Source organism: Pseudoalteromonas sp. S2755 (assembly GCF_005886535.1).
In the GTDB taxonomy this organism is placed as follows: domain Bacteria; phylum Pseudomonadota; class Gammaproteobacteria; order Enterobacterales; family Alteromonadaceae; genus Pseudoalteromonas.
This window is the reverse complement of record NZ_PNDS01000035.1, coordinates 36,385-48,440: the sequence shown is the minus strand read 5'-3', so window position 1 is coordinate 48,440 and position 12,056 is coordinate 36,385. Positions and strand designations below refer to the sequence as shown.

Annotated in this window: 14 protein-coding genes; 4 read left to right on the top strand and 10 right to left on the bottom strand. The window is 44.1% G+C overall.

Annotated elements, in window-relative coordinates; all coding sequences use genetic code 11:
• The first annotated feature begins 322 nt into the window (after positions 1-322).
• Together CWC03_RS07450 and CWC03_RS07445 are read left to right on the top strand one after the other, a co-directional pair.
• Entirely contained in the window at positions 323-769 is a 447-nt protein-coding gene (locus tag CWC03_RS07450) for a DNA polymerase III subunit chi (protein ID WP_010377414.1), read from the top strand.
• 20 nt (positions 770-789) lie between these two features.
• Positions 790-3,639 carry a valine--tRNA ligase gene (locus CWC03_RS07445; RefSeq protein ID WP_130164772.1) on the top strand — a complete coding sequence of 950 codons (2,850 nt, stop codon included), beginning with the start codon at positions 790-792 and terminating at the stop codon, positions 3,637-3,639.
• A 90-nt stretch (positions 3,640-3,729) separates the two neighbouring features.
• On the opposite strand, the gene rpoS is transcribed toward CWC03_RS07445, so the two are convergent.
• The 10 genes from rpoS to CWC03_RS07395 form a co-directional block, all read right to left on the bottom strand.
• Positions 3,730-4,710 carry an RNA polymerase sigma factor RpoS gene (rpoS, locus tag CWC03_RS07440; RefSeq protein WP_017217021.1) on the bottom strand — a complete coding sequence of 327 codons (981 nt, stop codon included), beginning with the start codon at positions 4,708-4,710 and terminating at the stop codon, positions 3,730-3,732.
• Between the two features lie 63 nt (positions 4,711-4,773).
• Positions 4,774-5,595 carry a peptidoglycan DD-metalloendopeptidase family protein gene (locus CWC03_RS07435; RefSeq protein ID WP_138581219.1) on the bottom strand — a complete coding sequence of 274 codons (822 nt, stop codon included), beginning with the start codon at positions 5,593-5,595 and terminating at the stop codon, positions 4,774-4,776.
• 124 nt (positions 5,596-5,719) lie between these two features.
• Positions 5,720-6,358 (bottom strand): protein-L-isoaspartate(D-aspartate) O-methyltransferase, encoded by a 639-nt coding sequence (locus CWC03_RS07430; RefSeq protein WP_138581218.1) that lies wholly within the window; start codon positions 6,356-6,358, stop codon positions 5,720-5,722.
• 9 nt (positions 6,359-6,367) lie between these two features.
• Positions 6,368-7,108 (bottom strand): 5'/3'-nucleotidase SurE, encoded by a 741-nt coding sequence (gene surE / locus CWC03_RS07425; protein WP_138581217.1) that lies wholly within the window; start codon positions 7,106-7,108, stop codon positions 6,368-6,370.
• 35 nt (positions 7,109-7,143) lie between these two features.
• Positions 7,144-8,181 carry a tRNA pseudouridine(13) synthase TruD gene (truD, locus tag CWC03_RS07420; protein ID WP_138581216.1) on the bottom strand — a complete coding sequence of 346 codons (1,038 nt, stop codon included), beginning with the start codon at positions 8,179-8,181 and terminating at the stop codon, positions 7,144-7,146.
• Positions 8,178-8,654, bottom strand: coding sequence for a 2-C-methyl-D-erythritol 2,4-cyclodiphosphate synthase (gene ispF / locus CWC03_RS07415; RefSeq protein WP_138581215.1), 477 nt, complete (start codon positions 8,652-8,654; stop codon positions 8,178-8,180). The genes truD and ispF overlap by 4 nt, the downstream gene beginning before the upstream one ends.
• Positions 8,647-9,345, bottom strand: a complete 699-nt coding sequence (gene ispD / locus CWC03_RS07410; protein ID WP_138581214.1) for a 2-C-methyl-D-erythritol 4-phosphate cytidylyltransferase — start codon at positions 9,343-9,345, stop codon at positions 8,647-8,649. The genes ispF and ispD overlap by 8 nt, the downstream gene beginning before the upstream one ends.
• On the bottom strand, positions 9,329-9,622 hold the full coding sequence (ftsB, locus tag CWC03_RS07405) for a cell division protein FtsB (protein ID WP_010605642.1): 294 nt from the start codon (positions 9,620-9,622) through the stop codon (positions 9,329-9,331). Before ftsB ends, ispD begins: the two co-directional genes overlap by 17 nt.
• 38 nt (positions 9,623-9,660) lie before the next feature.
• Positions 9,661-10,299 (bottom strand): hypothetical protein, encoded by a 639-nt coding sequence (locus CWC03_RS07400; protein WP_171040221.1) that lies wholly within the window; start codon positions 10,297-10,299, stop codon positions 9,661-9,663.
• An 84-nt stretch (positions 10,300-10,383) separates the two neighbouring features.
• Positions 10,384-10,854 (bottom strand): DUF2947 domain-containing protein, encoded by a 471-nt coding sequence (locus tag CWC03_RS07395; protein WP_138581213.1) that lies wholly within the window; start codon positions 10,852-10,854, stop codon positions 10,384-10,386.
• 21 nt (positions 10,855-10,875) lie between these two features.
• Between CWC03_RS07395 and CWC03_RS07390 the strand changes: the two genes are divergently transcribed.
• Together CWC03_RS07390 and CWC03_RS07385 are read left to right on the top strand one after the other, a co-directional pair.
• Positions 10,876-11,175, top strand: a complete 300-nt coding sequence (locus tag CWC03_RS07390; protein WP_502705367.1) for a DUF1653 domain-containing protein — start codon at positions 10,876-10,878, stop codon at positions 11,173-11,175.
• Between the two features lie 46 nt (positions 11,176-11,221).
• Positions 11,222-12,055, top strand: a complete 834-nt coding sequence (locus CWC03_RS07385) for an AAA family ATPase (RefSeq protein WP_138581212.1) — start codon at positions 11,222-11,224, stop codon at positions 12,053-12,055.
• The last annotated feature ends 1 nt before the right edge of the window (position 12,056 follow it).

Sequence of the window (12,056 nt, the reverse complement as noted above, 5' to 3'; positions counted from 1 at the left end):
AACCGTAGCAGCGGGTTTATCCCGCGACTATATCCCGTGCCAAATTAAGACGACAAAGCAACTAAACCACCTCAGTAAGTACTTCCCACCACTTACCATATTTTATTCTTCTTCTCTTGCTTCTTGATTGATGGTATTGCCTTTATATGGCAGAATATAGGCTTATTTATGTGCATTTAAGTGGCGCTATAATTAGTTTTAAACTAAGCCGCGCATACTGATTTTCTTCGTCTACGCTATCACAGTAAACAAGATTACAGATATTGAGCAGCTGTGGAGCCTGTGGCAAACCTCAGTACTCCTCGCAATTGGTATTATTATCATGACTATCAAAGCGCGCTTTTACGTGTTAAAACAAAACGATGAGCCGGGGATTAGCGTTCCGGCTCATTTTGATCTGGCAGCACAAACTGCGGCGAGCTTATATCAAGCTGGACACCGTATCTTTGTTAACGTCGATAATACTGACGACGCTCATTTATTCGATGAGCACCTTTGGTGTTTTGACGCAGACAGATTTGTGCCCCACAACTTACAAGGCGAAGGCCCCAAAGGCGGCGCACCAGTGGAAATCGGCACTATGCCTCCTGCTGCTCGTCGCCCCGTGCTTATTAATCTAGCTCGGGTCGTCCCTGACTTTATTCGTCGCTTTGAACAGGTGATAGATTTTGTGCCTGTTGAAGCCAGCGCTAAGCAAGCCGCACGAGAACGCTTTAAGCAACTTCGTGCACTTGGCGCAACAATTTCCACTGAAGACATTGAGAAATAGCATTTTTAGGGTTCTGTGTAATGGATAAAACCTACAATCCACAAGATATTGAACAGTCTTTATATCAAGACTGGGAGTCAAATGGCTACTTTAAGCCATCAGGCAATGGTGACGCATACTCGATTATGATCCCACCGCCGAATGTCACAGGTAGTCTACACATGGGCCACGCGTTCCAAGACACTATCATGGACACTTTGATCCGCTATCAGCGTATGAAAGGCAAAAACACGCTATGGCAAGTGGGTACTGACCATGCTGGTATCGCCACTCAGATGGTTGTTGAGCGTAAGCTTGCAGCCGAAGAAGGTAAATCACGCCATGATTTAGGCCGTGACGAATTCATCAATAAAATCTGGGAATGGAAAGAGCAATCAGGTGGCACAATCACCAAACAGTTACGCCGTTTAGGCGCGTCTGTAGATTGGGATAGAGAACGTTTTACGATGGATGACGGCCTGTCTGAAGCGGTAAAAGAAGTATTCGTTCGCCTATATCAAGATGACTTAATCTACCGTGGTAAGCGTCTAGTTAACTGGGATCCTAAATTACACACTGCGATTTCTGATTTAGAAGTTGAGAATAAAGACAAGCAAGGCCATATGTGGAATTTGCGCTATCCACTTGCGGATGGCGTAACCACTAAAGATGGTAAAGACTACATTATCGTAGCAACCACTCGTCCAGAAACCATGCTTGGCGACACTGGCGTTGCAGTAAACCCTGATGATGAACGTTACCAAGACTTAATTGGTAAAGAAATTCTACTTCCTATTGTCAACCGTCGCATTCCTATCGTTGCTGATGAACATGCAGATATGGAAAAAGGCACGGGCTGCGTAAAAATCACGCCAGCACACGACTTTAACGATAATGAAGTTGGTAAGCGCCATGAGCTGCCAATGATCAACGTGTTCAACAAAGACGCGGCTGTTCTGAATACGGGTGAGTGCTTTACTTTTGATGGTAAGCCACTTGAAGCGATGGATGCACCAATCCCAGAGCGTTTCCACGGCCTTGACCGTTTCGATGCGCGTAAGCAAATCGTTGACGAGTTTGAGCAGCTTGGTCTACTTGAGAAAATCGACGATCACAGTCTAACCGTTCCTTACGGCGACCGCTCTGGCGTAGTTATCGAGCCATTACTTACCGATCAGTGGTATGTTCGCGTTGCTCCTCTTGCAGAGCCTGCGGTAAAAGCGGTAGAAGATGGCGATATTCAATTTGTACCTAAGCAATACGAGAACATGTACTTCTCTTGGATGCGTGATGTTCAAGACTGGTGTATTTCCCGTCAGCTTTGGTGGGGCCACAGGATCCCGGCATGGTATGACAGCGAAGGTAATGTATATGTTGGTCGTGACGAAGCTGAAGTTCGTCAAAACCATAACCTGGATGCGAGCGTAACGCTGACCCAAGATGAAGACGTACTAGACACTTGGTTCTCTTCTGCACTGTGGACTTTCTCAACATTAGGTTGGCCTGAAAACACGGAAGATCTAAAGGTATTCCACCCTTCAGATACCTTGGTGACTGGTTTCGACATTATCTTCTTCTGGGTAGCTCGCATGATCATGATGACCATGCATTTCATCAAAGATGAAGATGGTAAACCTCAAGTGCCATTTAAGACCGTTTATGTGACTGGCCTTATTCGCGATGAAAATGGCGATAAGATGTCTAAGTCAAAAGGTAACGTGTTAGATCCACTAGACATGATTGACGGTATCGATCTTGAGAGCCTAGTGACTAAACGTACTGGCAACATGATGCAACCACAGCTTGCAGCAAAAATCGAAAAGAATACGCGCAAAACATTTGTCGATGGTATTGAAGCACACGGTACTGATGCATTGCGTTTCACTCTTGCAGCAATGGCGTCAACGGGACGTGATATCAACTGGGATATGAACCGTCTTGAAGGTTACCGTAACTTCTGTAACAAGCTTTGGAATGCTAGCCGTTATGTATTGATGAACACAGAAGAACAAGACTGTGGCTTCAACGATAACGAAAAAGTGTATTCTCTAGCGGATCGTTGGATTTTAGGTCAATTCCAAAATACAGTTAAGGTGTTCTCTGAGCACTTGGATAACTATCGCTTTGACCTTGCGGCAAACACTATTTATGAGTTCACATGGAACCAGTTCTGTGACTGGTATCTAGAGCTAACTAAGCCAATTCTATTTAAAGGTAATGAAGCGCAGCAGCGTGGTACACGCCATACGCTTATCACCGTGTTGGAAGGCTTACTTCGTTTGATGCACCCACTAATGCCTTATATCACAGAGACAATTTGGCAACGTGTAGCACCAATCGCAGGTGTTGAAGCAAAGACGATTATGCTTGAAGCGTTCCCTGTATTCGACGAAAGCAAAGTTGATGCGCAAGCGATGGCGGACCTTGAGTGGGTGAAGCAATTTATTATCGCTATCCGTAACATTCGTGGTGAAATGGACATCAGTCCAAGTAAGCCGTTAAACGTGCTACTTACTGGTGCAAGCGAAGATGACAAACGTCGTCTAGAAGAAAACCAAGCTTTCTTAAGCGCATTAGCGAAACTGGAAACAGTAGACTTACTCGCAAGCAAAGACGAAGCACCAGCTTGTGCAACTGCATTTATTGGCGACCTTGAGATTATGATCCCAATGGCAGGCCTGATTGATGTTGAAGCAGAGCTTGCGCGTATTGCTAAGCAGCTTGAAAAAGCAGAAAAAGGTCTTGAGCAGGTTGAAAAGAAACTCGCAAATGAAAAGTTTGTAAGTAACGCACCTGAAGCAGTACTTGCTAAAGAAAAAGCGAAATTAGCTGAGTTTAGCGATGCAAAAACGAAGCTACTTGAACAAAAAGCAAAGATAGAAAGCTTATAATCGCTTTCTATCTTTGCTGGTTTTATACCATTTCAAAAATTAAAAAAGCCGCATATTGCGGCTTTTTTAATGACTAGATTGGTATGAGATTTACTGTTGCTCAAATAGACTATCGGTACTTAACCCCTCGTGTTGTAAAATGTCTTTTAAGCGTCTCAACGCCTCAACTTGAATTTGTCTTACACGCTCTCTTGTTAGCCCGATTTCGCGACCAACATCCTCAAGCGTAGACGGTTCATAACCAAGCAAACCAAAGCGTCGCGCGAGCACTTCTCGCTGTTTTGGATTTAACTCTCCCAGCCAATCAACAATGTGCTTATTAATATCGTTGCTCTGCACTTCGGTTTCCGGACCACCGCCCTTTTCATCCGCGATAATATCGAGCAGTGCTTTGTCATTTTCACCACCAATAGGCGTATCAACCGAAGTGATCCTTTCGTTTAGGCGGAGCATCTTACTGACTTCTTCGACGGGTTTGTCGAGACATTCAGCGATTTCTTCTGCGGTCGGTTCATGGTCCAGCTTTTGCGTCAATTCACGTGCAGTACGTAGGTAAACATTGAGCTCTTTGACAACATGAATAGGTAAACGAATGGTACGAGTTTGGTTCATGATCGCACGTTCAATGGTTTGACGGATCCACCAAGTTGCATAAGTAGAAAACCTAAATCCACGTTCCGGATCAAACTTTTCCACCGCTCGGATGAGACCTAGGTTACCTTCCTCAATAAGGTCAAGTAATGCCAAACCACGGTTGTTATAACGACGAGCGATTTTAACCACTAATCTCAAGTTACTCTCTATCATCCGTTTACGTGAGGCTTCGCACCCCTTTAACGCTTTACGCGCAAAGTAAACTTCTTCTTCTGCACTGAGCAGCGGGGAAAATCCAATTTCACCTAAATAGAGCTGAGTAGCATCTAAGTTTTTAACCACTTCTTCTTTGGCAAAAACTTCTTCGTCGTCTTCGAGGTCTTCAAGTAATTCGTCTTTCGGTTCGTCAATATTATCATCTTCGAACTTGTCTAACTCTGGAGTAGATTTTGTAGGTAATTTTGCAGTGTGAGCCATAAGTATTCTCCCCAAGCGAATAAAAGTAAGGGTACTCGAACCAATCGATGTACTCGCATTACTTTATGGCAAATATTTTGCCGGGTTTACAGCTTGACCTTTAAACCGGATCTCAAACCTAAGCGCCGTCTTAGAAGCATCTGTACTACCCATTTCGGCAATTTTTTCCCCAACTTTAACTTTTTGCTGTTCTCTGACGAGTAACTTAGCGTTGTGGGCATACGCACTTAGGTAATCATCTGTATGTTTCAGAATGATTAAATTACCATACCCACGCAACGCACTCCCTGCATATACAACTACACCGCCAGCAGCAGCCTTAACTGAAGTACCCGGTTTATTAGAGATCTCCAACCCCTTATAACCATTCTCTTTAACAGAGAAGTGACGAGTCACCTTGCCTTCAGCAGGCCATTTCCATAGTACCTTATTATTATACAAAGCCTTGGTACTACTAGATTTTTGTGTGGCTTGTCTTTGAACATACTCTCGTTGATTTGGCTTATCAAGCTCTTTTTTGGGGCTTTTGTTACTTTTTTGTTTTAAAGACTGAGACTTGTGGTTTACTTTCGTGTATTTTGTGTTCTTTTTGTTTTTATTTTTGGGATATTCTAGACGAATGATCTGATTGGGGTAGATCGTGTACGGAGGCTTAATTTTATTGATTTTCGCGAGTGTTCTTACATCTTTGTTCGCACTAAATGCAATTGCAAATAAAGTATCGCCTTTTTTTACTTTGTAACGACTTCCGTTAATATTAATTTTATGTGTCGAAGTGGTCTTACCAGAGTATAAAGTTGTTACAGGTGCAGGTGTATGATTTGATGAGCAGGCAACAAGCAGGCCGCTTAGATAAATCGATATGATGACCTGAGACTTGTGCATTACTTATATTTTCCAGTGCTACTATCAACGACTATCATATCAATTTAACTTAATTTTGCTTGGTTTTCACACTCTACATGGAAAAATAGTTATATTTTATGGAGTTATTTTAAAGCCTACAAAATTAACCGACTTCGCCAGCGACTAAAGGCACAAAGCGTACCGGTGCGAGGGCATGACGAATAAACTGCTCACCCTGTTTGACAAACAAGGTGAGTGTTTGCGCTTCAACCCCGATGGGAATGACCATGGCACCGCCTTCTTCTAGTTGCGCCAACAACTCATCTGGAACTGATTGTGCAGCGGCTGTAACAATGATCCCCGCAAAGGGCGCTTTTGAAGCCCAGCCTTTCCAACCGTCTCCATGTTTCATGGTAACATTGTATAAGTCCAGTAAATGCAGCCTTCTTCGGGCTTGCCACTGCAGCGACTTTATCCGTTCAATGCTAAAGACCTGCTCAAACACTTGCGCGAGCACGGCGGTCTGATAACCAGAGCCCGTACCCACTTCCAATATGCGCCCTTTAACACCCACTTGCTTTAACACTTCAGTCATTTTTGCGACGATAAAAGGTTGAGATATCGTTTGCCCTTGGCCGATAGGAAGTGCTGTATTTTCATATGACTTATGTTTAAGCACTTCATCGACAAACATATGCCTAGGTGTGTTTGCGATGGCATTGAGTACCATTTTATCTTCTACGCCTTGCTGTTTTAGCAGTTCCACCAGCGCGTTGGCACTGCCCTGATAATTACTCAGCACATACGCCTCTTAAGATAACCAGCTCGCCACGGCATCTAAGCTCTCATAAGCCGTCATGTCTACCTTGAGCGGTGTGATAGCAGCATAACCGTTGCTTACAGCATGAAAATCCGTGCCTTCACCAGCGTCACTTTCATGACCTAACGTGCCATACCAGTAAACACTTCGACCCCACGGGTCTATTTGTTCGGTCATGGTATCCGCTTTATGACGTGAGCCCAGTCGAGTGACTTTAATCCCTTTTAAGTCACTTAACGGAATATCAGGGACGTTGATATTAATGATTTGGTCTTTTGGTAGCGGGTGGTTTGCAAGCTTTTTAATGATCTCTACCGTGACATGTGCTGCCGTTTCGTAGTGGGCTTCATTTTTAGAGCAAAGAGAAACGGCAATCGCGGGCAAGCCCATATGTCGACCTTCAGTGGCCGCCGCAACGGTACCTGAGTACAGCGTATCATCGCCAAGGTTAGCGCCATTGTTGATCCCTGCAACGACTAAATCCGGCAATTCATCCATCAGTTTGTTCACTCCAAGGTGAACACAGTCGGTTGGCGTGCCATTTACGGAGATAAAACCATTATCTAGCGTCGTTGCTCTGAGTGGGTTTAATAAGGTTAACGAATTACTTGCACCGCTACAATTCCTATCTGGACCAATGACGGTTACGTCCGCGATTTGTGATAACGCTTGATACAAGATAGCAATGCCCTTGGCGTGAACACCATCGTCATTACTCAATAGGATCTTCATATTTCACCTCTTTTTCTTGTTAGACAATGAGTATCTCACTGCTGTATCGACTCTTCATGTTTATTAAACTTTTTACTGGCATCTTTATGATTAACAAGCTCTCTGAGCAGCGCCGTGGCAAAAGTTCCTTTTGGTAAACTGAATTCAAGGGTTAGCGTACTGTCGTCAGCCATACTTACCTTAAGCGCTTCGGGTATTAATCTGAGTGCTCTACGCTCATTTTTCATCCCAAATTCTGCCAATCCTTCGTGCCATTTAGCAAAAGGTGCCAACCATTCACGCTCTTGCGGCAATAAGCCCTTTTCACCTTTACCAACCAATGGCGCAGAAAGCAGAATGTCGCCATTTAGTAATCGCTCAATGAGCTCGCAATCAATCTCTGAATCAAAAAAGGCGTTACTACCGCTCAGTAAAAAGATTTCACGGTGCCAAGTCGTTGCCAAACCATGCTCTGCCACGCGGCGACTGACAACTTCGTTGAACAGATGAGAGCGAGCGGCTGAAAGCACCAGCCCTCGGAGCTTTTTATCGCGGATCTTTTCACCGTCAAATAACCTACCTGCCATGGCTAAGTTGTGGCCATCATGACCAAAACGTTGTTCTCCAAAATAATTAGGAACCCCTTGGCGTACGGCATTAATACGCGACAGAATATCAAGTGGAGCAGTCACGTTTCTGAGGGTAATGGCAAAGCGATTGCCCTTATGACAACCTGTTTTTAACTTTCGATTGTGCCGCATTTGTTGCACCACAAAAATAGAGTCACTATTTAATGCACTAAAATCTATCGACTTTTTAATTGGCACCGGCACACTAAACCACTGCGTACAAACACCGTGCCTGTCTTTAATCCCAGCATAGCTGACATCTCGCGGTGAAATTTGGGCAAATTCTGCAAGCTTTTTAGCGACAAATGCAGTGTTTTCTCCCTTTTTTATGATCTGCAAGCAAACGTGCTCACCTTCGCCAGTAAAAGGAATATCTAAAATTTCTTCGACTCTAAAGTCTTCTGGTTGTGACTTATAATCGCCGTCAGATAACGGTTTGCCATAAAGATAATTGAGTGTCTTCATGCTTTTACCAATAGCACCACGGCATGGCTTGAGATCCCTTCTTTACGTCCTTCAAAGCCCAGTTTTTCGGTGGTGGTTGCTTTAACATTAACTTGGTCTAGCTGCGCTTCACAGTCCGCAGCAAGATTACCGCGCATCGCATCAATATGCGGTCGCATTTTTGGTGCTTGTGCGACAATCGTGACGTCGATATTACCTATTTGATAGCCAAGCGTTTTCACTTGTTCCATCACGCGGCGTAATAAAATACGACTGTCGATATTTTCAAATTCACTCGCGGTATCAGGAAAGTGCTTACCAATATCTCCCAGCGCAAGCGCACCCAACAAGGCGTCACACAAAGCATGAATTGCCACATCACCATCGGAATGAGCAATAAAGCCCTGTTCGTAAGGAATTTTTTCCCCACAAATCGTCAATGGACCAGCTCCACCAAATTTATGAACATCAAATCCGTGGCCAATTCTAATCATGCTGTTTACCTTGTTGTTGAATTATAAACTCCGCCAGAGGTAAATCCTCCGGCGTGGTGATCTTAATATTATCTGTGCGTGCGGCTATCAACTGAACTGGTTTTTTTTGTAATTCCATCGCTGACGCTTCATCTGTAATATTGGCGCCTTGCCCTAACCCAAGCTCTAATGCCGCCAATAACTCTTCATACCTAAACATTTGCGGTGTGAAAGCCTGCCATAACGACGCTCTAGGTACGGTTTCCTGTACCAACTCCGTACCGCGTTTGATGGTATCTTTAACCTTGGCAGCCAGTATGCCACCTTGCTGTTGATTTATACATTGTGAAATCAGCTGATGAATATCGTCCAGCGCAACTAAAGGTCGAGCCGCATCATGAACTAACACCCAATCAGGGCGACTTGGTGCTAACGCTTTTAGCGCCAGTAAAACGGAGTCGGCACGTTCTTGTCCACCTTCACAGTGGCTAAAACGGCTATCAGGCAGTAACGCCGATGAAAAATATCCATCTTCTTTGGAAACGGCGACCATAAATTGATCAACGCACTCAAGTCCGGCTAGTTTTTCCAGTGTGTGTACTAAAATCGGTTTGCCTAATAGTAGAATATATTGTTTAGGCATCTGCGCCTGCATACGACTGCCAACCCCAGCAGCTGGGATGACGACTGCAAGTTTATCGTTTCTTTTCATGAGGTACTTTCGGTAATACACGGATAAAAGTTTCGCCAGGTTTAATCATGCCAAGTTCATGACGGGCACGCTCCTCAACTCCTTCAAGGCCGAGCTTTAAATCTTCGATATCCGCTTTTAATAATTTATTGCGTTTACTGAGATTAGCATTGGTTTCTTGGTGCGATTTAACCACGGATTTTATCCGAGTGTAGTCCTCCACGCCGTTGTGGCCGAACCAAAGTCTGTACTGAATAAATAGCGCTAAAACCAACAGCGCTAACTGAAAAAATCGCATTGCTTAATCCAAACTTCTGTTTTTTGAGTCGATTAGGATCACTGACTCATTTTTGTTTTTTGTACTTGTGGCCAATTAATTGAACTGGCAAGTAGCATTTCTCTTAGTGTCAGCCTTCGTGGTACTACCGCTTTGCCAAAATGCCAAGAGTGGCCACAACAGGCTGCGACCATTAACGCTTTAGTCGGCTTGAGCAATTGTACACGCGCTTCATCACTTGCTTGTAAGCTATTGCCATTAACACTAAACCAGCCAAATTGGTTGCAGTGCAATTTGTCAGCCTCACCCACTTGGTCGACACTGTCGAGCCTAACCGTTGTCCCTGTCGCTTCTGCGTATAGCACAGGAACCACCAGCCCTACTTTCACCTTAGTAGTAAAAAATGCTGCGTTGGCAGCCTCATCACATTTAGGCTGTGATTTTTGCTTAGCTAACCAACATCCATTGAAACTATCTAGTTCAAGCGGGACATCACCATGAATAATATGTGTGGCCGCGCGCTCAACATAATACGGCAGGCTGTTTAACAAACGCTGAAGGCGAGTATGATCGGAGAGTTCAGCAAGTTTCGGCAACTCTCTGGCATAAAATACGTTTACAAGCTCGGCAAATACAAGGCGAGATGCTTCGTCATACCAGATTGTATTTTGCTGTTGCTCCAAAACGCCTCCCGTCAATGCAATCTACTTTAGTAGACTGGTGTACATCCTTTATACACTAGCCATGTTTCAAATCAAAGCAAACTGCTTTGTTGTACTTGCTTACGGCTTGGTTCCTAATTTTGCTTGCCCCTCAGCCATAAATTGTACTACTGAACTGCGTTTTTTTCCTATTAAGAAACTACCGTCAGTCAAAAACATAAAGTTCTGCCAACATCGCTTAAATACATCAAAACGGGTCTCGATCACATCATCTCGAGAGAGACAAAAATACACGGTGGTATTGGCTTGCCAATCAAGAAATTGCTCGATAGTTTCAGGAAACGCTTCTCCTGCTTCCCACGGCTGCTCCCAATTGAGGGTCTCTTGCCATGAGTCCGCTTTACCAACCCAGTCTGTTTTATCAAAGAAATCAGGGTGATCTTTGTCATTGCTTACCATAGTGCTCCAAAGCACCGCAGCACGCGCCGCTGACATCGGTTTTATCAATGCCAGGTCAGATTCTTCGATTGGAAGATCTTTATGTTTGAAAACCCAAGCTTTCTTATAATCGTCCAGCGCAATATAATTCATCTTTAAACACCTTCAGTCTTAATGGCACGGATTATAACATTTCAGCCCGTCACGTACGGCTTTTATTTTTTGGAGCTTGAATTAGTGGATATCACACCTGGAATTTACCGCCACTACAAAGGAAAACTTTATCGTGTGCATGCTTTGGCAACGCACAGTGAAACGCAAGAGAAGCAAGTGGTTTATCAAACTTTATATGGAGATATGAGCTTTTGGGTTCGACCACTTGAAATGTTTTTAGAAGACGTTATGGTCGAAGGCGAAGCGATGCCCCGCTTCACCTTAATCGAAACCGAAGCAGGGTTGGCAGCGAAAAGCTGATTGTGGCAAGATGAGCCTATCTCATCTGACCACAAGAAGTTGAACTATGTTTAAAGGTACTGATCAATATATTACTACCTCTGCTCTACAACAGGCCGTGAATGCGGCCATCGTTTTAGAAAAACCACTCCTCATTAAAGGTGAACCTGGTACAGGCAAGACCTTACTCGCCGAAGAACTGGCAAAAAGTTTAGATACCGAACTAATCCAATGGCATATAAAGTCAACAACCAAAGCCCAGCAAGGCCTGTACGAATACGATGCGGTCTCGCGTTTACGCGACAGTCAACTTGGCGATCCTCGCGTTAATGACGTTGGCAATTACATCATCAAAGGTAAGCTATGGCAGGCCTTTACCGCCACAAAGCGCCCCGTTCTGCTGATTGATGAAATCGACAAAGCCGATATTGAATTTCCCAATGATCTGCTGTTAGAGCTCGATAAAATGGAGTTTCATGTCTACGAAACTAACGAGCAAGTAAAAGCCAAAGTTCGCCCAATCGTGATTATTACTTCTAACAATGAAAAAGAGCTACCAGATGCCTTCTTACGCCGCTGCTTTTTCCACTACATCGACTTTCCGAGTAAAGAAGAGATGCAGCAGATTGTAGACGTACATTTTCCACATATTAAAGCGAATTTAGTACAACGAGCACTCGAAAGCTTTTTCCAATTACGCGACACACCAAACCTAAAGAAAAAGCCAAGTACGAGTGAGCTACTCGACTGGTTAAAACTATTATTAGCGGAAGATATTTCCCCTGACGCGTTGCATGACAAATCTAACCAAGGTGGCCTAATGCCGTTATTTGGTGCGCTACTTAAAAACGAGCAAGATGTTTCTTTGGTTGAGAAACTCGCCTTTATGAGCCGCCGCTGAT